An 18242-nucleotide genomic window follows, 5' to 3' on the forward strand; every position below is an offset into this window, starting at 1 on the left:
GGCAGGGGCTCTACGACCAGGCGTCGGAACTGGGGCTGGAGGGTGTCGTCTCCAAGCGCGCCACGGCCATCTATCAGAGCGGCCGAAGCAAAAGCTGGACCAAGACCAAGGCGCTGCTGTCGGACGACTTCGTCATCGCCGGCTTCACCATCTCCGATGCGGCCGAAGGGCTGGCGGCGCTCGGAATGGCAGAGTTCGAGGGCGGTGAATTGCATTATCGCGGCAAGGTCGGCACCGGTTTCGATGCCGCCACAGCCGGTGAATTGCTCGCCAGGCTGGAGCCGCTGCGGGAAGGCGCCAGCGCGCCCGAGGGCGTTCCGCGCGAGATCATGCGCGAGATGAACTGGGTGCGGCCGCTGCTGTCGGCGCGCATCCACTACGCCAACCGCACAGCGGACAACGCACTGCGCCACGGCGTCTTCCGCGGTTTGAGGGATGTCGGCCTGTCGACGCCGGTATCCTCGACACGCAAGCGGCTGATCGCCGAGGCTGACCTTGCCACCATCTGGGTGACCAACCCGACGCGCCGGCTGTTCGGCAAGACCGGCCCGACCAAGCTCGACATCGCCGTCTATTACGCGCTGGTCGGCGATTTCATGCTGCCGCACATTCTCGGCCGGCCGGTGTCGCTGGTGCGCTGCCCGACCGGCCTGCCGAAGGATTGCTTCTTCCAGCGCCACGCCTTCACCGGCATGCCGCCCTCGGTGGTGACATTCGAGGCGACAAATTCCGAGGGCGAAACCAAATCCTATCTCTCGGTCGAAGGCGCGAAAGGGTATCTGGCGCTGGCGCAGTTCGGCGTCGTCGAGTTCCACACCTGGGGCACCCACCGCGCCAGCCTCGACAGACCCGACCAGATCGTCCTCGACCTCGATCCGGGAGAAGGGATCGCCTGGCGCGAGGTGGTCGAGGCCGCCGTGCACATCAAGGACGAATTGGGGCGCCTGGGGCTGGTGCCGTTCGCCAAGACCTCCGGCGGCAGCGGCATCCACATCACGGTACCTGTGACAGGCAAGCAGAACTGGAAGAAACTGCACCAGGCAACCAGCGCGATCGCCACGCATCTGGCGACAACGGCGCCTGATACTTTCACCACCACCATGGGCAAGGACAACCGCAAGAAGCGCATCTTCATCGACTACCACCGCAATGCGCGCGGCCACACCTCCGCAGCACCTTACTCCTTGCGCGCCCGCACCAATCTGCCGGCCTCGACGCCGGTCAGCTGGAGCGACCTCGAATCCATCGATGCGCCGCAGGATCTGAATTATTCGTCGCTGCCGGGGCTGTTGGCGACGTCGGGCGATCCGTGGGCGGAGATTGATAAGTTTGCGCGGGATCTGCCGGTGGTCTCGGGGGCGACGAAGTAGTTGCAGAAGACGAAGTAAGTAGTTGCAGAACAAGGACCACCGCGATCCGTGGCGCCCCCCTCTGTCCCGCCAGCGTTTTAAATTCCAGTCCATCGACGCTTCCAACAATTTGAATTATTCTCTGTCCACGACCTCAAATGCATGGCGGAAGATTTCGTCAGGGATTTGCCGGTATTGTGTGCGGTCGGTGTAGGATTTGCTCAGCCTCAATCGTCCTCGGACGAAAGCGCTGCAGGTCTTTGTCAGTGCATGACCGCGTAGGAGTGTTTCATGGCGCCTAGGGCAAGTTGGAAAGGTTACCTCAAACTCAGCCTCGTGAGCTGTCCGGTGCGGTTGTATCCCGCCACCAGCGCCAGCGAGCGCATCTCGTTCAACCAGCTGCACAAGAAGACCCATAACCGCATCAACATGAAGCCGGTCGACCCCGAACTAGGGCTCGTCGAGCGTGCTGATCTGGTCAAGGGGTACGAATACGAGGACAAGCAGTACATCATCATCGATGATGCAGACCTCGACGCGGTGCGCATCGAATCCAATCACACGATGAACATCGAGGCCTTCGTCGACGAGGACGAGGTCGACGTCATCTACCAGGACGCGCCCTACTACATGGCGCCCGACGGCGCGATGGCGGAGGAAACCTTCGCCGTGTTGCGCGAAGCGATGCGCAAATCCGGCAAGCTCGCCATCGCCCGCCTTGTGCTGTCGAGCCGCGAGCGCGTGGTGACGATCGGCGCGCGCGAGAACGGCATGTTCGTGTGCACCTTGAGGAACCCGAACGAAGTGCGCGGGACGGCTGAATATTTTGGCAATATTCCAGCTGGCAAGCCCGACCCCGAAATGCTGCAGCTCGCCGAAGCGCTGATCAAGCAGAAGGAAACCACCTTCGATCCGAAGAATTATGAGGACCGCTACGAGGCGGCACTCATGACGATGATCCGCGAGAAGCTGAAAGGCCACAAGCCGATTATTGCGGCGGCACCGGAGCGCGGCAATGTCATCAACCTGATGGATGCGCTGAAGGCCAGCCTGTCGCAATCGAAGCCGCCAGCCAAGTCGAAGAGCAAGGCCGACGAGGTTGCCAAGCCAGCCGCAAAGAAAGCGGCAGCGGGTGGTGCTGCTGAAAATCCGCTGAAGGCCAATCTGCTGAAGGCGGTCGGCAAGAGCAAGAAATGACGGCACCGGCCGGCGCTGTGTTCGGCACCATAGGCGCGCTGGCGGCGTTTCCGCTCAGACGGGCCGCGCGTGAAGTCGAACGTCAGCACGGCCAGCTGCGGCGCGGCGTCACCAGGCGCACCACGCATGTCGTGTGCGGCCGCACGCTGCTCGCTAAGGCCGGGCTCTCCAGGAACGGCGATGCCGAGATCGAGCGCCGTGTCGCCGCCGAGCGCGCGGCCGGGCACAAGCTCCTCAGCGAGAACGGATTCCTGCGCCTTCTCGGGCTGATGAAGGCACCGGAGGCGTCTTCGCTGTCGCGGCAATCGCTGATCGAGCAATCGCGGCTATCCGGCGCCGAGCTCGATTTGTTGTCACTGTTCGATGCGTTCGAGCATGACGCAGAACCCTATTCCTTCCGCGACCTGATCCTGGCGCGCAAATATGCAGGGCTCGTCGCCGGCGGCGCGACATGGGGGGCGATCGCGCGCTCCGTCCACCGCTCCGGCCCGGTGGCGTCGCTGACCGCCAAGTCGCTCAATGTCGGCTCGCAGCATGGGCGCGCCGATGCGATCTACCTCGAAGGCGGCCAGAGCGAACTCGACGGACAGCTTCTGTTCGATTTGGGCAGCGCCGGTTCGGCAGGCGACGACACACTGGAAGAGTTGTTTGCCGAGGCCGAAGCGGCGGAGGAGGGTGGCGACCATGATAGGGCAGCCGCACTCTACCAGCGCTGTCTCGCCATCGATCCGAGCGATGCGATTGCCGCCTTCAACCGCGCCAACTGCCTGCGCGCCGGCGGCCACGCGGCGGACGCCGCGCACGATTATATCAATGCGATAAAACTCGATCCGGCCTTCGTCGAGGCCTGGTTCAACCTCGCTGGGCTGATGAGCGAGCAGGGCCGCGAGGCCTCGGCGCGAAGGCACCTGCAGAAAGCGATCGCGCTCGACAAAAACTATGCCGATCCGGTGTTCAACCTCGCCCGGCTCGAATTCGACGCCGGCGATCTGCCGGAGGCGCGGCGGCTGTGGGTGCGCTATCTCGAACTCGATGCGGAGTCCGAGTGGTCGCGGATGGCGGCCAAGGGCGTGCAGTTCGTGGATCTGCAGTTGGCGCGTACGGCGGGGTGAGGGATGATTAGCGATGACAGCCGATCTCCCCCCTTGTGGGGGAGATGCCCGGCAGGGCAGAGGGGGGCGCTGTCCCGCCAACAGATCGGCCAATTTCGGAGCGTTTTCCCGCACGCAAGCTTGACTGAAGGCTGGCATTTCTTCACGCCCCCCTCTGCTCTGCCGGGCATCTCCCTCACGAGGGGGAAGAGTGGCAGCGTCGCCGTCGCGCAGGACATCAGACCATGACCACCTTTCTCTTCGACGGTCCCGACAGTGCCCCGGTCACCATCCTGCTCGCCCATGGCGCGGGCGCGGCGATGGATTCCCCCTCGATGACCGCCACCGCCAAGGCGCTGGCCGCGGCCGGCTTCCAGGTCGCGCGCTTCGAGTTCCACTATATGGCTGCCCGCCGCTACGGCCACCGCAAGCCGCCGCCGCGGGCCGAGACGGTCAACCCGGAATATATCAAGGCGATAGCCGACCTCAGGGCGAAGGGCGTGACCGGCCCGCTCGTCATCGGCGGCAAGTCGATGGGCGGGCGCGTCGCCTCGATGGTCGCCGACGAGATGTTTGCCAAGGGCGAGATTTCAGGCCTGCTGTGCCTCGGCTATCCCTTCCATCCGCCGGCCAAGCCCGATCAATTGCGGACCAAACACCTCGCCGATCTCAAGACACCGACGCTGATCTTCCAGGGCACCCGCGACGAGTTCGGCACCAGGGACGAGGTTGCGACTTATGACCTTTCCGATCGCGTCGAGGTGATCTGGCTGGAGGACGGCGACCACGATCTCAAGCCTCGCAAGAGTGTTTCGGGGTTTTCGACCGCCGATCATCTGAAGACGCTGGCCGAGACGGTCAAGGCGTGGTCGGGTCGGATCGCTTCCTGAAGCGATGAAGATCGCCTCCTTCAACATCAACAACATCAACAGCCGGCTTGAAAACCTGCTGACATGGCTGGCTGTGGCAAAGCCCGATGTCGTGTGCCTGCAGGAGTTGAAGGCACGCGACATGCAGTTTCCGCGCTCGGCATTGGCGGCGGCCGGCTATGGCGCGGTGTGGAAGGGCGAGCCGACCTGGAACGGCGTTGCCATCCTGGCGCGGAGTGCCGAGCCCGTGTTGACCCGCGATGCCTTGCCCGGCGACGAAGCCGACAGGCAGAGCCGCTACATCGAGGCGGCGGTGAATGGCATTGTCGTCGCTTGCCTCTATGCGCCGAACGGCAATCCCCAGCCCGGCCCGAAATTCGCCTACAAGCTCGCCTGGCACGCGCGGCTGGAGGCGCATGCCGAACAGTTGCTCGACACCGGCCTGCCGGTGGTGCTGGCCGGCGACTACAACATCGTGCCCGAGCCGCGCGATATCTACGCCACCCGCTCCTATGACGACAACGCGCTGGTGCAGCCGGAAAGCCGGGCGTCGTTCCGGCGCCTGCTCGACCAGGGTTGGCTTGATGCCCTGCGCAAGAAGCATCCGAAGGAAACGCTTTACACATTCTGGGACTATCGCCGCAACCGCTGGCCGCGCGATGCGGGCCTCCGGCTCGATCACATCCTGCTGTCGAAGAAACTGGCACGCCGCCTGACCGCCGCCGGCATCGACCGCGACGTGCGCGGCGAGGACGGTGCCAGCGACCATGCGCCGGTGTGGGTGGAATTGAAGTAAGGCGACTGCTTTCATGCGTCGCGCTTGAACGGATCCATGCAACGCGCTTTAAGTCTTTTGTCTTGATGCATGTCGCTGTCCCAAACCCGGGTTCGCTTTTGGCCGACATGCAATAACCTGTCGGCAAAGTATTCCAACGCAGCCGGATCGCCCATGAACGCAATCCTCCACGAGATCTGTGAAAGGAGGCTCCATGCCTGACTTGGGCGCTGTCGAGATACTGTTCGCCGCCCTTGTGGTGCTTGCGGCAGCTGTCGTGTCCTGGCGGCTGTGGCGGAAGCGCAGCCGCCGCAAGGGACGGCGGCAGACCAATCCGGCTGCCGACTATGCCGTCCGCACCGACTGGAGCGGCCGCGGGGGCATGCTCAATTACTCGTCCTTCGTCTATTTCGATGTCGATCGCGACGGCAAATACGGCGCCGGAGACCGGCCGATGGCCGGGATCATGGTGCGGCTGTATGACGAAGCCGGCAAGCTCGCCGCGTCCGCGCGCACCAACAATGCCGGCTTTGCCAATTTCCCCATGTCGGTGAAAAGCAGAAAGGCCGTGATCCGCAAGCCGGGCAACTGGCGCTTTGTGGTTTCGGTGCCGCCCGGCTGGCAGGCGAAAAGCGAAAACGACATTCAGTCCCGACACTTCCTGCCGCTGCCGGGTTCGCCGGCCGGGATGGTATCACAGGAGATGCTGCTGCCGGTCGGTCTGGCGCCGCCGCGCCGCGTCAGCGGGCGCGTTGCCGGCGATGGACCCGCGACCCTCTCCGTGTCGGGGGACGGGCACGTCCTGGAGGCGCGGACACTGGCGCCGGGTGCCGTCTTCAGCTTCGACCTGGCTGAAGAAGCCGACACGGTCAGCATCAGTGGCGAAGGCTTGGAGCGGCGGCTGACGCTGTCGCCCTACTCGGCGGATCTCGGCCTGCTGTCCGCGCAACGCGCCGGCATTGCCACTGATGCCGCTCTCGAAACGATCGGTTTCGACGATGTGACGTCGCGCACCTTCAGGAAAATTCCGGCCGGTCATGCCGGATTGGCGTGGCGCAACCTGAATGCGATGGCGCGCGACTACACCAAGGACAGCCAGGGCTATGTCAATGGCAACGTCTCCGGTGACCATGTGCTCTACACCAGCAGCGGGCTGCCTGCCGAATTCAGCTGCGAACGGCCGTTCGGCTTTCACTCGGTCATGCTGAGCGCCGCCTGGCTGGCGTCGGAAGGGGAGGTGGCGCTGATCGAAAGCTGGCTTGGCGAGCAGCTGATTGCAAGCGATCAGATCACGCTGTCGGCGCTGACGCCGTTGCACTATGCCCCGATGCTCAAAGCTGTAACGCGTGTTCGCCTGTCGACGAAGCACTATTGGCAAATGGTCGTGGACGATTTGGTCCTGACACGCTGAGATTTGAGCATGCCAAAGCGGAGCGAATTTCGCCCCGCTTCAATCAGGTTACGTTTACGATCAGCCCGGCACAATGATAATCGAGGCGCCGTTCGACGCTGTGACCGCCGACAGACGGCCCTTTTTCAAGAACGACGGCTTCACATAAATCTTCTTCATTTTCAGACTCTCCTAAAATCCCAGCCTGATGATGCCATACTGCGGCCATCTGTCAACCATGCGAGCTGAAAGCAACAAACAATAAACCCAACAATGCGCGACCAGGGGCCAGGGTCCCTATTCTTTGCTTCGGGCCATCCCAAAACCAATTGCACCTGGAGTTTGCTCTCCAGCGCCGGCGCGATCCGCCAGAGATGCGCCGGATTAAAGCGTGACGCTGCTCGGGGCGTTTGCCGTGACGGCGGAAAGCTTGCCCTTCTTGACGAAGGTCGGCTTCGCGTAAGTCTTCTTCATGGTGTTCTCTCCTGAACTCTCGGCGAGCATGGCAGATGCGCGACATGTGTCAACCAAGCCGGGCGCCGACGGCGGCCCTCCTGGCGCTATCGGCTGGCGGCCAGCGCCTGGCCTCCGGCTCGCTCGACGGCACGGCCCGGCTATGGGGCATGGACACCGGCCACCAGATCGCGCTGTTCGACAGCAAGACCGGCCCGATCTATGCGGGCGTCCGCCGCGGTGCTGACCGGCGGCAATGATCGCACCACCCGCGACTGGCCGCCCGACGGCGGTGACGGCGTCGTGCTGTTTGCCGGCGCGTCGGAATGAGCAAATCTTGATCACCTTGTCCGCCGTGCTATGTAAAGCCCATGCCAGCATCCAGCCTCCCAGACAACGCGCCGCTCATCGTCATCGATCTCCAGACCGGTATGTTCGACGGCGTGCACGAACCGCCGATCCATGATGCGCCAGGCATAGTCGAGCGCACCAAAGCGGTGATCGACTGGGCGCGGGGCGGCGGGCGCAAGGTCGCATTTGTCAGGCATGATGGACCCGAAGGCGATCCGTTGGCACCGGATCAGCCGGGCTGGCCGGTTTGGCCCGCACTTGGCCAAGCTGCGGACGAGCCGACCTTTGCCAAATCCGTGCGCGATGCTTTCAGCAATCCCGCCTTCGGCGACTGGGTTGCCGGGCAGGGTGCGGGTGCTGTCGTGCTCCTGGGCGCGCAGACCGATTTTTGCGTGGCCGCGACGGTCAAGGGCGCGATCGCCAGAGGGCTCGGCGTGACCGTGGTGTCCGATGCGCACAGCACGCTGGACAATGCCAGCGAGAGTGCCGAGCAGGTCATCGTCAGGCACAATGGCGAATTCGCCGAGGCCGGCGTCAATCTGGTGACCACAAAGGCGCTTGTCGGCGGCTGAAGCCCGAACGTCGCCGCAGGCCGCATTATCAGGCAGGCCGGCTTGAGGACTTCGCGAGGGAAGACAGCGCCGGGCGCCTGCCGTGGTCGACGCGGACGGGGGGGGCGCATTGTTGGGATGGCTCGGGCGCCCGCGTCAACCAGGGCGGCTCGTACCGCCGCATTAGCAACATTGCACATTGCGTGCCGCTCGAAACTTCCGCGAAAGCGGAATAGGCCGGAGCAAAAGGGCGGATTCGGCTGAGACTTTCGGCGCGCTTTCCCGGTCCGGGAGTCAAAAAGCCTGCTGGTTATTGGAAATGTCGTTCAAGGCGTTTGCCGGTGCTGCACCGGATCGGCGAGGAACGACACCGCAATCAGGTCGTCGCCATCGATCCGGCCGTGACGATCTTCCATGATGGCCGCGACCTTTTGAAAGGTTTTCATTTCGGCATCCGTCACCCGCGCATCGCGCATCCGGGCCTGGAGATCGGCCAGGCGAACGCCCAAAGCAGGGGATGTCACAGCTTTGCTTATCATCTTCACTCGTCCTGATTGGAAACTGACATGGGCAACCCGCCGCCATGGCTGGCGGCGGGTTTGGGACAATTCCAAGTTCAGTCGTAGACCTTGACGATCTTGCGGGTGCCCGGATCCACCAGGACGGTGCGGTTGTCGACCACTACGTAGCGGTATTTGACGTCGGGGATCTCATGAAGCTCGACCGTATCCGGCAACGCGCTACCAACATTCAGTTCCACGCCGGGAATCTTGACCGAAGCGAGGGGCTGCTTCTTCACATACTCGCGGATGACCGTGTCCTGTTCAGGCTGGATGACAACGTCCTGAGCGGCAACGGCGCCCACTCCGGCCAACAGCAACAGCGCCGCTGCGGCGCCCGTTAGGTGCATTTTCATACTGTTTCTCCTTGCGAGTCAGCATGACAAGATCGTCCAACGCTGACGGCAACTGAACTTGAGCCAACTGAAAATGTTCCTCAGATTGGGCTTCGGTCGGATGCTGTCTGCGACTTAAGTCTGGCCCGAGAGCGCATTGGTCTTACCGACGGGAACGGCTCTCTGTTCACGGCTGTTTGTCTCCCGGAATTCGGAGAAACAGATGGACAAAAGTGTTGGCCAAGCGCGCTGGTTGCTCGCACCGATTTTCGCGACAGCCGTTACCTTTCTGGTGATGGGAATAGTCCTTGGCTGACATGTCGTCGATCGGCGCAGCAACGTCCCTTCCTGCGCTGAGAGGGTTCGCAAGCCGCTTCGGCGCCTGGCGAACCCTCTATCTTCACCATACGCCGGCCTGCTCGTCGCTATCGTCCAGCAGTTGCTCGTTCAGTTTGCCGCTCGGTTATCGGGCCGTGTGTATCGATCGAGCCGGCGGCGAAGACAAGACACGTTGATCCGTAGGCTGCTCGCTGAAGTAAAGCGAACTGCCGAGAATGAGGAACACGATGCCCACCGCCGTCAATCCAACCATGAGCACGGCAATCGCCGTTCCTGGGCCATAGCCTGTCTTGATGATGGTGGATCGGTGGGCCATCGCGGCGTTCTCCAGACACCCGGCGGTGCCGAGTTCTGCGACAAACGACAAGCGAGGCCCGATGTTCCCTCGTTGGAAGACTCAATCGGTCACTTTGGGCTTTTGCTTTTTCCTGTAGGACCAAGGTCTTATCTGCCGAGCGCAAAGGTCCAAGGGGCCTTGTTCAGTTCCGATAATGTCCCTTGGATGTTCCGTTACTTTAGGTAAACCTGATATATTGCCTGGGCGGAAAACTTAGCTGGCCAAGCAAAATCGCCCGCGAACCGGGCATGGAAAATGTGGCTTTGGCAAGTTCAACAACAGGCAGTCATGTCTCGGGCGACGAATAGCTCACGTCTCGTCGAATCCGCCCTCTCGGGTCTGATCGTGCGTGATTGCGGCTTCTTCCTCATCATCGGGGAGGGCGTCGTCGCTGTCCTGGTACGCGTTATCGTCGTCCTCGTCCGGCAGATCGCCGTCTTTTTCGACGCCGTAACGCATGTCGCCGTTTTCCGGCGCGGACTCTGGCAGGATCTCGCCGCCCTTGATTGCATCCCAATCCTGCTGCTCGATGGTCGGCCCATCCGCCCTCGGTGCGTCATCTTCGATGTCGGCGCTTGGTTTGTTGCGAGGTGCCATGCTGGCCTCCAATCGTTGAAGAACTGGAGGCGAAACTCGGCGTGCCGGCGTTTGTTCCGGACCCGAAGTGCAAAGACCGGCGTGCTTCTGGATTGTCGACGGCTGGCGTGTCAGCCCAGCCCGCCAGCACCGCGGCCGCGGCCCGCACAGTTGCCAAGTTGCCGTGCAAATGGAGAACGCATTGCGGCGACTGACCCCTTACTTGCGAAGTTGCTAAAATAATGAAATGTTGTCCGCGGGAAATGAAATGAGGCAGGGACTGGTTGGAACCGGCGCGGTTTCGACGGTTTTGGAAACCATGTATTTTGGACAGTTTCTGGTAGGAATGTCAGCCACGGCCGTCATCGTCGCGGTCTGGACCTATATGACCACCGGCTCCTTCTGGGAGGCATTTGCCTGGACGATAGCGACGCTGCTTGTCCTGCAGGTCGGCTACTTCGTGCTCGTCGTGAGGCTGATCTTCAGGCGCGCACATGACATCGTGCCGAGCCAGGATCCGGTAGACGCCTTTCCGCCATTGCATCGCGACGGTGTCCAGCTTTGAGACCGGGTGACCGGGACCGATCAGGAATGGCGTTTCCATACCAGGCCGTCCACTCGAGCGCGTGCGCCGGGGCGCTCGGGGAACGTCGCCACCAGCGCGATCACGACCGACGGCAAGGTGTTTGGTCGCTGAGACGGCTTCTGAGCATATCCCTGCTGGAGATTTCGGCCAGCGTTATCATGGGAACAGGATGCATGCGCGACCGCTCCGCATTGTGCTCAGGCCGACAGGTTGGGAACAAGTGCTGATGCTTCGCGTTCTCTGGCAGTGCCGATGAGGTTGCCGCCTCCATCGGTGCCGTTATGGCTCGCTCTGCTCCCGGCGGGGCGAGCCCTTTTCGTGCTGGAGCCTTTCAAATCGTCCAGATGAAGAGGCGGATGCGCGGCCGATTTGGCGCACTGGTGCTCAGATTGAATTTTTTCCCTTTAAATATCCGTACATATCTGTGCAAGTTTTCAAACTCTTGAATGCTGTCTGCCGAATGTTTGATCAGCAACCAATCAATATCCAGGCTGCAATCGTAATATCTTCAATTCTGAAGTTACGATGGAACCGCATGGCAGCGGTGGAGTTTTTATGGAGGGCGGAATTCAGTTATCACTAGGAGATGGCCATGAGACTTTATCTTACGAGCGCGGCGACCGCCGTCGTCCTGATGGGCGGGATTGGTGCGGCGCTGGCGGAAAACGTCGTCGTCGTCCAGCCGGAGCAGGAGACAGTCGTTCGCGAATACATCAAGAGAGAACCGCTTGCCTCGGTGAACCTTCTGGGCGTCGAGCTCAAGCTCGGCTCGTCGGTGCCGGATACGGTCGAACTGCGTGAGGTGCCCGACGTCAAATACCGCGTCGCGGTGATCAACGACCAGACGGTCCTCGTCGATCCGGAGACCCGCCAGATTGTTGAAGTGCTGCACTAGGGATTCCGCAGTACTGGACCTTGGGAAAAACCCGCCCCGACGTCGCGTCGGGGCGGGTTTCCTTTGCCGCGACCCGCGATGGCCTATTCGGCGGCCAGTCTATCCTGCGTCTTGGTCTCGAAATCGCTGGCGTCGTGGCGTTCATGCAGTTGCATGGCAGGCTCACCGAAGGCGCGGTTGACCATGCGCCCGCGCTTGACCGCCGGGCGGGCGTCGATGGCCTTCGCCCAACGCTGCACATGCTTGTACTCGTGCACCGACAGGAACTCGCCGGAATCATTGTACATGCGGCCGAGTGCCAGCCCGCCATACCAGGGCCACACCGCCATGTCGGCGATGGAATAGTCCTTGCCGCCGAGATATTCAGTCTCGGCCAACCGGCGGTCGAGCACGTCCATCTGACGCTTCACCTCCATCGAGAAGCGATCGATGGCATATTCGAACTTTTCCGGCGCATAGGCGTAGAAGTGGCCGAAGCCGCCGCCCAGATACGGCGCCGAGCCCATCTGCCAGAACAGCCAGGACAGCACCTCGGCGCGGGCCGGCTGTTCGGTCGGAAGGAATTCGCCAAACTTTTCGGCGAGATAGACCAGGATCGAGCCGGATTCGAAGATGCGCACCGGTGTGGTGCCACTGTGGTCCATCAGGGCCGGAATCTTGGAGTTTGGATTGACCTCGACGAAGCCGCTGCCGAACTGGTCGCCATCGTTGATCCGGATCAGCCAGGCATCGTATTCGGCACCCTTGTGGCCGCGCGCCAGAAGCTCTTCCAGCATGACGGTGACCTTGACGCCGTTCGGCGTCGCCAGCGAATAGAGCTGCAACGGATGCTTGCCGACAGGCAGTTCCTTGTCATGCGTCGGCCCGGCGATCGGCCGGTTGATGCTGGCAAAGGCTCCGCCGCTCGGCTTGTTCCAGGTCCATACTTTCGGCGGTGTGTAGTCGGTCATTTCGTGGCCTCGTGTCGGGGAAGGATGGCAGGTCGCCATTAACTAGGGCTGCGGATGTGTAAGTTCAACTTGCGTTGAACTATTATCGATGCCCGCAGTGCCAACATCGGCAATTGGGCTCTTCCTTACCCTTGCGCCTTCTCCTGCGTGGCATACCTATAGAAGATGTCGCCAAAGCCCACCCAGGACAAAAGCATGACCATCAATCCCAATCTGCGCTCGGTCGTGGCCGTGCGGGCCACTGTTCCCGAAGATGCCTTTACGGCCGGGGCGCTCGGCACGCTCAGGGAAGGCAGCGGCGTCGTCATTCGCAATGACGGGCTGGTGCTGACCATCGGCTATCTCATCACCGAAGCGGAAGAGGTCTGGCTGACCAGCCATGACGGCCGCGTCATCCCCGCGCACGCGCTGGCCTATGACCAGGAATCGGGCTTCGGCCTGGTGCAGGCGCTGGCGCCGCTCGGCCTGCCGGCGGTGGCGCTGGGCGATGCCGGCAAGGCCAGGATCGGCGACGCCGTGGTGCTGGCCGACGGCATCGGCCAGTCGGTGCAGGCCAGGATCGTCACCAAGCAGGAATTCGCCGGCTATTGGGAGTATCTGCTCGACGAGGCGATCTTCATTGCGCCGGCGCACCCGTCCTGGGGCGGTGCCGGGCTGTTCGGCGCCGATGGCTCGCTGCTCGGCATCGGTTCGCTGCGCCTGCAGATGAGCCGCAATGGCGAGGTCGCCGATATCAACATGGTGGTGCCGATCGATCTGTTGCCGCCCATACTCGACGATCTCCTGACGCGCGGCCAGGTGGCCAAGCCGCCGCGTCCATGGCTCGGCGCCCTGTCGGCCGAAAGCGATGGCAGAGTGGTGGTGATGAGCGTGACCGAAGGCGGTCCGGCGGCCAAGGCTGGCCTGCGCCAGGGCGACATCATCTCGGACATCCGCGACGGCGCGGTCGATGGACTCGCCGATTTCTATCGCAAGCTGTGGGAGAGCGGCTCGGCCGGTGCCGAGATTCCGATGCGGGTGCTGCGCGACGGCCGCGAAACCTGGCTGCGCGTCAAGTCCGCCGACCGCGGCAGTTTTCTGAAGAAACCGCAGCTGCAATAGCGCGTCAGCCACACGATGCATCCAAGACTGCTCAAAACCTTCCTTGCGGTGGCGCGGAGCCGCAACATCACGCGCGCCGCAGAAGTGGTCCACCTCGCGCAATCGAGCGTCAGCGACCAGATCCTGGCGCTCGAGGCCGAGCTTGGCGCTGCCCTGTTCACGCGCGCGAAGTCCGGTCTCGAGCTGACGCCGGCAGGCCTAGCGCTGCAGCCGATCGCCGAGGATTTGTTGCGGCTCGACGGCGAGGCGCGCGCGGCCGTGCAGGCAGCGGCAGGTTCGACAAGCGGGCACCTGACCATCGGCGCGCTGGAGACGATCGCGTCGGCCAGGCTGGCGCCTTGGCTGCCCGGGTTCCAGGCCGGCCATCCCGACATCACCGTGCGGATGAAGGTGGCGGGCAGCGGCGCGCTGCTGCGCCAATTGGAGGATGGCGACATCGATGTCGCGTTCTGCTTCGACCGCCGTGATTTCGCGAAGGGCGCGTCGGATAAACACTTCGCCAGGCGCACGATAGCAGCCGAACCGCTGGTGCTGGTCGCGGCTCCGGGGCAGGGCAGCGTGCCAGGCGACCTTGCCGCGCTTGGCGAACTGCAGTTCGTGGCAACGGAGCCCGGATGTATCTACCGACACATGTTCGACACGGCCTTTGCCGAGGCGGGCGCTGCCGCCCCCAGACTTGCCAACGAGGTCGGCAGCATCGGCGCCATTGCGCGGCTGGTGGCGGCCGGCGCGGGGCTCGCCCTCGTTCCACGCCTGGCCGTCCCGGATGCGCTCGCACGCGGCGACATCGTCGAAATGCGATGGCCCGGCCAGATGCGGACGGCGCCGCTGGTGATGATCTGGCGCCGCCGGCGCGTCCAGCTGCCGGCGCTTAAGCAATTGCTCACTGCCGCGCGCGACACGCTGGTGCCGGCCCTGCAGCCCGCCAAGGCTGGTTCAGGACTTGAATCGTCGAACCGCTCCAAGGCCTTGTTTGCAAACAACTCCTGACGGAAGCAGCGGCGGTTCAGATCAGGCGGTGGCCGCCCTCGACATGCAGCGTCGTTCCCGTGGTAAAGCCATTGCCGATCAGGAAGGCGATGGCGTCGGCGATATCATCGGGTTGGCCAATCCGCCCGACCGGCAGCCGCTTGGCCATCGCGGCTAACGTCTCGTCCTTCCTGTCGCCGGCCACTTGCGCCCAGATCGTGGTGTCGACCCAGCCGGGTGACACGGCATTGACGCGGATCGGCGCCAACTCGACCGCCAGCGCCCGCACGAGGCCTTCGAGCGCTGCGTTGACAGCAGCAACGACGGAGCCGCGTGCGGCTGGGCGATAGGCGGCGATACCGGAGACGAAGGTCATGGAGCCGGATGCTGCCAGCCGCGGCGCACCGTGCTTGGCGAGCAGCAGCGGGCCATACAGCTTGCTCTCCACCACCTTTTGCGCCGCCATCAGGTCAAGCTCCGGCAGCAGCCGGTAGGCGCCTTCGATGTCGGCTGCGGTGCAGACGATGTGGTCGAGTCCGCCAATCGCTGCGAACAGCGCCGAGACCTGGTCTTCGCGCGCGATGTCGACGACGGCCGTCTCCAGCCCGGCGGGATTGCCGAGCGCCTCGCGCGCCTGCCGCAGCCGGTCTTGGCCGCGCCCGGCGATGATCACCTTGGCTCCGGCCTCGATGCAGCGCCTGGCCAGCGCCAGGCCCATGCCGGAGCCGCCGCCGACGATCAGGATTTTCTGTTTCGAAATGCTCATTTCGCTCTGCCTTTGCTTGGATGGACAAGGGCAGGAATTGGCAGTTCGGCGCGACAGAAGGAAACGGAAGAAACCGATAGTGCCATCGGAAAGGCCGATGGAGCAGGGCGGACGGGCGCCGTCTCTGGCTCAGCGCACCAGCGGACTTTCCCAGACGACAAACAGCAGAGCTTTCAGCTGGGCAAAGCGCTCCGGCCCAAGTTCGGTGCGCCATTCCTCCTCGATGTCGCGCAGGATATCGACCATTTTCCAGAACGCGGCATGACCGCGTTCCGTGGATCGCACCACGCGCGCACCGCCATCGCCGGGAATGTCGGAGCGGACGAGGTAGCCGTACCCTTCGAGACTGCTGAGCAGCTGGTTGATGGCCTGTTTGCTCATGCCGGCACGCTCGGCGATGGTGCCGGGCCGCGCGCCGTCCGGTCCGGGAAACTGCAACACCGCCATATGCGGCAGGCGCAATTCGTCGAAACCGGCGGCGTTGAGCTCCTTGATCAGCCGCCGCTGGATCGCTTGTGCCGGCACGCGCAGCAGGGCGCCGATCAGCAGGTTCTCGGTCTTGGTCTGTAGAACTTCCGTTGAGGTGGGCATTGACGATCCGGTAAATTGAGTTTACTGATAGCGAGTAAATGTAATTTACCGGAGGGCTTTGCGCAATGTCGGTCATGAATCTTCAGGTCAATCCAGCCAATGAGACCGGCGACAAGGGGCTGTCGATTCGCTTCCTGGTGACGGGCGACAGTTCGAACGGCAGCATCGCCGCCTTTGAGTTGAGGGTTGCCAGCGGACTGCGCCTGCTGGCGCCGGCGCACAGCCATGATCACTACGAAGAGACGATCTACGGCATTGAAGGGGTGCTGACCTGGACCGTCGACGGCAAGCCGATCGAGGTCGGACCGGGAGAAGCGCTGTGCATCCCGCGCGGCGCAGTCCATCGCTTCGACAACAATGGCAGCGCGGATGCGAAAGCGCTGTGCGTCGTCACACCAGCGGCGATCGGTCCGGACTATTTCCGTGAGATATTCGCCATGTTCCACGCCGCCGCCGGCGGTCCGCCGGACAAGGCTGGGATGATGGATATCATGCGCCGCCACGGGCTGACGCCGGCAGCGCCGCCGCCAAGCTGAAGTCGGTCGAAGAGGCGCCGGTCACGCGCCGCAAGCGCTGAAGGTGGTGCCGGGGTTCCAGTCCTTGAAGGCGATGGTCTGGCCTTCGACCGAGACGTTCCTGTGCTTGGTGCTGCCGTCCGGCTGCTTTTCGCTGCTGGTGCCTTTGCCGGTCAGCACATTGTACTCGCAGGCGCTTTCGGCATTCTCCTTCAAATAGTCATAGTGGTCATAGGCGAAGCCGGCGACGATGAAGGCATCATTGCGCCAGGCGATGGTCAGCGTCATGTCGGTCCGTTCGCTGCCGATCTCCATCGCTGGCAGGTAGAATTTGATCGAGCCGTTGGGCAGCATCGTCAGTTCCGGCTCGGTGTCGGAGTTCTCGTAGCCCGCCCGCTCGTAGCCGTTCCATTCCCCTTGGATCTGCTCGTGCACGATCTCGACGGGTTTGAGGTAATTGTGCTCCTGTCCCTGAGGAAGAAGTGGACGTCCATCGGATGGCCGGGTTCGGTCTCCACCACCATGGCAAGATCGACGGCGCCGTCGCCATTGAAATCGCCAGTCACAGCCGTGATGATCTTCCGGGTTTCGATCGGCTCGGCGAGGGTGGCCGTGGGGAGAAACAACACAAAGGCGAGCAACAGAGATTTCATGCGTATTCCCCCGGGAGCGAGACGGCGTGCCCGAGCACGAGCATGGCAGGTATTCCGGGACTTTCTACAGTGGGGCGGGAAGAAAAATGTTCGGGCCGACGGGCGCGAAGGAACGCCGTGCGCGCCTGCCAAGTTTGCTGCCGGAAACTGACAGCAATTCATGCCACGATGCTGGCCAATGACGATGGGCATGATGCCGGAGGCAGGCCGACAGTGAGAGCGATGACGCGAGGGGCAACAGCATCGAACGGGCAGGCCGACTGATGGCGCCGATCAAGGTCGATCCCGCCAAGGTCCACGAATTCGCGGATCCTGCCGGCTTCTACGCCTGGCTGAGCAAGCACCACGCCACGGAAACCGAAGTCTGGATCAAGGTGCACAAGGTGGGGTCGGGATTGAAATCGATCACCCCCAAGCAAGCCATCGACGTGGTGCTGTGCTTCGGCTGGATCGATGCGGTGCGCAAAGGGTTGGACGACAAGAGCTTCCTGCAGCGCTACACGCCGCGCGGCAGGAAGAGCATCTGGAGCCTGATCAACATCGACAATGTGGCGCGGCTGGTCGAGGAGGGCCGCATGACCGAGCATGGGCTCAAACAGGTCGAAGCGGCGAAGGCGGACGGGCGCTGGGCGCGCGCCTATGGCAGCGGCAAGGAGATGAAAATTCCCGATGATTTGCAAGCGGCCATAGACGCCGAACCCGCTGCGAAGGCGATGTTGGCAAAGCTCAGCGCGCAAAACCGCTTCGCGCTCGCCTTCCGCATTCACAACATGAAGACGGAGGCCGGGCGCAAGAGGAAGATCGAAGCGTTTGTGGCAATGCTGAAGCGCGGTGAGACGATCCATCCGCAAGGCAGGAAGTGAGGTTTGGCGCGAGTTCGTCTTCGGCGCCGCAAGCCTGTCCTCAAGGGATCCCTCGTTGCGCGAAGCGCTTCAGGATTTGAATCGCGAAATTGTTCCAACTGCTTGTTTTCGCGCAATTCGGGGTCGGCGTGGCGCGGCCGCTTCAGCAACGACATCGCTGGTGGACGGAGGAGGGCACGG

Annotated in this window: 25 protein-coding genes; 14 read left to right on the forward strand and 11 right to left on the reverse strand. The window is 62.9% G+C overall.

Features of this window, described 5'->3' with window-relative positions; translation table 11 throughout:
• The 5 genes from ligD to EOA22_RS05085 all read left to right on the forward strand — a co-directional run.
• Positions 1–1370 (forward strand): DNA ligase D (ligD, locus tag EOA22_RS05065; protein ID WP_127389868.1); only part of this gene is annotated, 1370 nt, incomplete at its 5' end.
• Positions 1371–1640: 270 nt separating this feature from the next.
• Complete coding sequence (locus EOA22_RS05070) at positions 1641–2546, forward strand: Ku protein (protein ID WP_024501732.1); 906 nt, start codon at positions 1641–1643, stop codon at positions 2544–2546.
• Positions 2543–3658 (forward strand): tetratricopeptide repeat protein, encoded by a 1116-nt coding sequence (locus EOA22_RS05075; RefSeq protein ID WP_127389869.1) that lies wholly within the window; start codon positions 2543–2545, stop codon positions 3656–3658. The genes EOA22_RS05070 and EOA22_RS05075 overlap by 4 nt, the downstream gene beginning before the upstream one ends.
• Positions 3659–3882: 224 nt before the next feature.
• Positions 3883–4527, forward strand: coding sequence for an alpha/beta fold hydrolase (locus EOA22_RS05080; RefSeq protein ID WP_063168629.1), 645 nt, complete (start codon positions 3883–3885; stop codon positions 4525–4527).
• Positions 4528–4531: 4 nt separating this feature from the next.
• Positions 4532–5302, forward strand: coding sequence for an exodeoxyribonuclease III (locus tag EOA22_RS05085; protein WP_013530618.1), 771 nt, complete (start codon positions 4532–4534; stop codon positions 5300–5302).
• 11 nt (positions 5303–5313) lie between these two features.
• Here EOA22_RS05085 and EOA22_RS05090 read toward each other — a convergent pair whose 3' ends face one another.
• On the reverse strand, positions 5314–5457 hold the full coding sequence (locus EOA22_RS05090; RefSeq protein WP_127224232.1) for a hypothetical protein: 144 nt from the start codon (positions 5455–5457) through the stop codon (positions 5314–5316).
• A gap of 38 nt (positions 5458–5495) precedes the next feature.
• On the opposite strand from EOA22_RS05090, the gene EOA22_RS05095 reads away from it, so the two are divergent.
• Positions 5496–6692, forward strand: a complete 1197-nt coding sequence (locus EOA22_RS05095; RefSeq protein WP_063168628.1) for a hypothetical protein — start codon at positions 5496–5498, stop codon at positions 6690–6692.
• Between the two features lie 60 nt (positions 6693–6752).
• Here EOA22_RS05095 and EOA22_RS05100 read toward each other — a convergent pair whose 3' ends face one another.
• On the reverse strand, positions 6753–6851 hold the full coding sequence (locus EOA22_RS05100; protein WP_013530621.1) for a hypothetical protein: 99 nt from the start codon (positions 6849–6851) through the stop codon (positions 6753–6755).
• Positions 6852–7055: 204 nt separating this feature from the next.
• The gene (locus EOA22_RS05105; RefSeq protein ID WP_081714185.1) at positions 7056–7145 is read right to left on the reverse strand and encodes a hypothetical protein; all 90 of its coding nucleotides are present in this window, start codon (positions 7143–7145) and stop codon (positions 7056–7058) included.
• A 35-nt stretch (positions 7146–7180) separates the two neighbouring features.
• On the opposite strand from EOA22_RS05105, the gene EOA22_RS05110 reads away from it, so the two are divergent.
• Entirely contained in the window at positions 7181–7384 is a 204-nt protein-coding gene (locus EOA22_RS05110) for a hypothetical protein (RefSeq protein ID WP_063168627.1), read from the forward strand.
• Between the two features lie 111 nt (positions 7385–7495).
• Positions 7496–8047: an isochorismatase family protein gene (locus EOA22_RS05115; protein WP_063168626.1), complete on the forward strand. Its 552-nt coding sequence runs from the start codon at positions 7496–7498 to the stop codon at positions 8045–8047.
• Between the two features lie 305 nt (positions 8048–8352).
• On the opposite strand, the gene EOA22_RS05120 is transcribed toward EOA22_RS05115, so the two are convergent.
• The 4 genes from EOA22_RS05120 to EOA22_RS05135 all read right to left on the reverse strand — a co-directional run bounded on the left by EOA22_RS05120 (position 8353) and on the right by EOA22_RS05135 (position 10194).
• Complete coding sequence (locus EOA22_RS05120) at positions 8353–8640, reverse strand: hypothetical protein (RefSeq protein WP_338048523.1); 288 nt, start codon at positions 8638–8640, stop codon at positions 8353–8355.
• Positions 8641–8642: 2 nt separating this feature from the next.
• Complete coding sequence (locus EOA22_RS05125; RefSeq protein WP_013530625.1) at positions 8643–8942, reverse strand: DUF1236 domain-containing protein; 300 nt, start codon at positions 8940–8942, stop codon at positions 8643–8645.
• 442 nt (positions 8943–9384) lie between these two features.
• The gene (locus EOA22_RS38040) at positions 9385–9627 is read right to left on the reverse strand and encodes a hypothetical protein (protein WP_224674557.1); all 243 of its coding nucleotides are present in this window, start codon (positions 9625–9627) and stop codon (positions 9385–9387) included.
• A gap of 279 nt (positions 9628–9906) precedes the next feature.
• A complete protein-coding gene (locus tag EOA22_RS05135; RefSeq protein WP_063168625.1) occupies positions 9907–10194 on the reverse strand; it encodes a hypothetical protein in 288 nt (95 codons plus the stop codon).
• 325 nt (positions 10195–10519) lie between these two features.
• On the opposite strand from EOA22_RS05135, the gene EOA22_RS05140 reads away from it, so the two are divergent.
• A complete protein-coding gene (locus tag EOA22_RS05140) occupies positions 10520–10738 on the forward strand; it encodes an exopolysaccharide production repressor protein (protein WP_224674556.1) in 219 nt (72 codons plus the stop codon).
• Positions 10739–11351: 613 nt separating this feature from the next.
• The gene (locus EOA22_RS05145) at positions 11352–11654 is read left to right on the forward strand and encodes a DUF1236 domain-containing protein (protein ID WP_013530629.1); all 303 of its coding nucleotides are present in this window, start codon (positions 11352–11354) and stop codon (positions 11652–11654) included.
• 83 nt (positions 11655–11737) lie between these two features.
• Here the strand turns inward: EOA22_RS05145 and yghU are convergent, their stop codons facing one another.
• Positions 11738–12604, reverse strand: coding sequence for a glutathione-dependent disulfide-bond oxidoreductase (gene yghU / locus EOA22_RS05150; protein ID WP_013530630.1), 867 nt, complete (start codon positions 12602–12604; stop codon positions 11738–11740).
• A gap of 195 nt (positions 12605–12799) precedes the next feature.
• On the opposite strand from yghU, the gene EOA22_RS05155 reads away from it, so the two are divergent.
• Together EOA22_RS05155 and EOA22_RS05160 are read left to right on the forward strand one after the other, a co-directional pair.
• Complete coding sequence (locus tag EOA22_RS05155) at positions 12800–13705, forward strand: S1C family serine protease (RefSeq protein WP_024501724.1); 906 nt, start codon at positions 12800–12802, stop codon at positions 13703–13705.
• Positions 13706–13720: 15 nt separating this feature from the next.
• Positions 13721–14695, forward strand: coding sequence for a LysR family transcriptional regulator (locus tag EOA22_RS05160; protein ID WP_063168624.1), 975 nt, complete (start codon positions 13721–13723; stop codon positions 14693–14695).
• A 16-nt stretch (positions 14696–14711) separates the two neighbouring features.
• Here EOA22_RS05160 and EOA22_RS05165 read toward each other — a convergent pair whose 3' ends face one another.
• On the reverse strand, positions 14712–15440 hold the full coding sequence (locus EOA22_RS05165) for an SDR family oxidoreductase (protein WP_024501722.1): 729 nt from the start codon (positions 15438–15440) through the stop codon (positions 14712–14714).
• 129 nt (positions 15441–15569) lie between these two features.
• Entirely contained in the window at positions 15570–16031 is a 462-nt protein-coding gene (locus EOA22_RS05170; RefSeq protein WP_024501721.1) for a MarR family winged helix-turn-helix transcriptional regulator, read from the reverse strand.
• Positions 16032–16096: 65 nt separating this feature from the next.
• Here EOA22_RS05170 and EOA22_RS05175 point away from each other — a divergent pair, with 65 nt between their 5' ends.
• A complete protein-coding gene (locus EOA22_RS05175; protein WP_024501720.1) occupies positions 16097–16567 on the forward strand; it encodes a cupin domain-containing protein in 471 nt (156 codons plus the stop codon).
• A gap of 21 nt (positions 16568–16588) precedes the next feature.
• Here EOA22_RS05175 and EOA22_RS38645 read toward each other — a convergent pair whose 3' ends face one another.
• The gene (locus EOA22_RS38645; protein WP_244514320.1) at positions 16589–16981 is read right to left on the reverse strand and encodes a hypothetical protein; all 393 of its coding nucleotides are present in this window, start codon (positions 16979–16981) and stop codon (positions 16589–16591) included.
• A gap of 481 nt (positions 16982–17462) precedes the next feature.
• Between EOA22_RS38645 and EOA22_RS05185 the strand changes: the two genes are divergently transcribed.
• Positions 17463–18062 (forward strand): YdeI/OmpD-associated family protein, encoded by a 600-nt coding sequence (locus EOA22_RS05185; RefSeq protein ID WP_027160818.1) that lies wholly within the window; start codon positions 17463–17465, stop codon positions 18060–18062.
• Positions 18063–18242 lie beyond the last annotated feature (180 nt).

Source organism: Mesorhizobium sp. M7A.F.Ca.US.014.04.1.1 (assembly GCF_003998745.1).
Taxonomy (GTDB): domain Bacteria; phylum Pseudomonadota; class Alphaproteobacteria; order Rhizobiales; family Rhizobiaceae; genus Mesorhizobium; species Mesorhizobium ciceri.

Excerpts from the sequence above, each read along its gene's own strand:
- EOA22_RS05085 (WP_013530618.1), top strand. The coding sequence starts at position 4,532 with ATGAAGATCGCCTCCTTCAACATCAACAACATCAACAGCCGGCTTGAA.
- EOA22_RS05070 (WP_024501732.1), top strand. The coding sequence starts at position 1,641 with ATGGCGCCTAGGGCAAGTTGGAAAGGTTACCTCAAACTCAGCCTCGTG.
- EOA22_RS05170 (WP_024501721.1), bottom strand. The coding sequence starts at position 16,031 with ATGCCCACCTCAACGGAAGTTCTACAGACCAAGACCGAGAACCTGCTG.
- EOA22_RS05110 (WP_063168627.1), top strand. The coding sequence starts at position 7,181 with ATGCGCGACATGTGTCAACCAAGCCGGGCGCCGACGGCGGCCCTCCTG.
- EOA22_RS05175 (WP_024501720.1), top strand. The coding sequence starts at position 16,097 with ATGTCGGTCATGAATCTTCAGGTCAATCCAGCCAATGAGACCGGCGAC.
- EOA22_RS05185 (WP_027160818.1), top strand. The coding sequence starts at position 17,463 with ATGGCGCCGATCAAGGTCGATCCCGCCAAGGTCCACGAATTCGCGGAT.
- EOA22_RS05095 (WP_063168628.1), top strand. The coding sequence starts at position 5,496 with ATGCCTGACTTGGGCGCTGTCGAGATACTGTTCGCCGCCCTTGTGGTG.
- EOA22_RS05115 (WP_063168626.1), top strand. The coding sequence starts at position 7,496 with ATGCCAGCATCCAGCCTCCCAGACAACGCGCCGCTCATCGTCATCGAT.
- EOA22_RS05100 (WP_013530621.1), bottom strand. The coding sequence starts at position 6,851 with ATGAAGAAGATTTATGTGAAGCCGTCGTTCTTGAAAAAGGGCCGTCTG.
- EOA22_RS05125 (WP_013530625.1), bottom strand. The coding sequence starts at position 8,942 with ATGAAAATGCACCTAACGGGCGCCGCAGCGGCGCTGTTGCTGTTGGCC.
- EOA22_RS05105 (WP_081714185.1), bottom strand. The coding sequence starts at position 7,145 with ATGAAGAAGACTTACGCGAAGCCGACCTTCGTCAAGAAGGGCAAGCTT.
- EOA22_RS05080 (WP_063168629.1), top strand. The coding sequence starts at position 3,883 with ATGACCACCTTTCTCTTCGACGGTCCCGACAGTGCCCCGGTCACCATC.
- EOA22_RS05135 (WP_063168625.1), bottom strand. The coding sequence starts at position 10,194 with ATGGCACCTCGCAACAAACCAAGCGCCGACATCGAAGATGACGCACCG.
- EOA22_RS05090 (WP_127224232.1), bottom strand. The coding sequence starts at position 5,457 with ATGGGCGATCCGGCTGCGTTGGAATACTTTGCCGACAGGTTATTGCAT.
- EOA22_RS05140 (WP_224674556.1), top strand. The coding sequence starts at position 10,520 with ATGTCAGCCACGGCCGTCATCGTCGCGGTCTGGACCTATATGACCACC.
- EOA22_RS05145 (WP_013530629.1), top strand. The coding sequence starts at position 11,352 with ATGAGACTTTATCTTACGAGCGCGGCGACCGCCGTCGTCCTGATGGGC.
- yghU (WP_013530630.1), bottom strand. The coding sequence starts at position 12,604 with ATGACCGACTACACACCGCCGAAAGTATGGACCTGGAACAAGCCGAGC.
- EOA22_RS05155 (WP_024501724.1), top strand. The coding sequence starts at position 12,800 with ATGACCATCAATCCCAATCTGCGCTCGGTCGTGGCCGTGCGGGCCACT.
- EOA22_RS05160 (WP_063168624.1), top strand. The coding sequence starts at position 13,721 with ATGCATCCAAGACTGCTCAAAACCTTCCTTGCGGTGGCGCGGAGCCGC.
- EOA22_RS05165 (WP_024501722.1), bottom strand. The coding sequence starts at position 15,440 with ATGAGCATTTCGAAACAGAAAATCCTGATCGTCGGCGGCGGCTCCGGC.
- EOA22_RS05075 (WP_127389869.1), top strand. The coding sequence starts at position 2,543 with ATGACGGCACCGGCCGGCGCTGTGTTCGGCACCATAGGCGCGCTGGCG.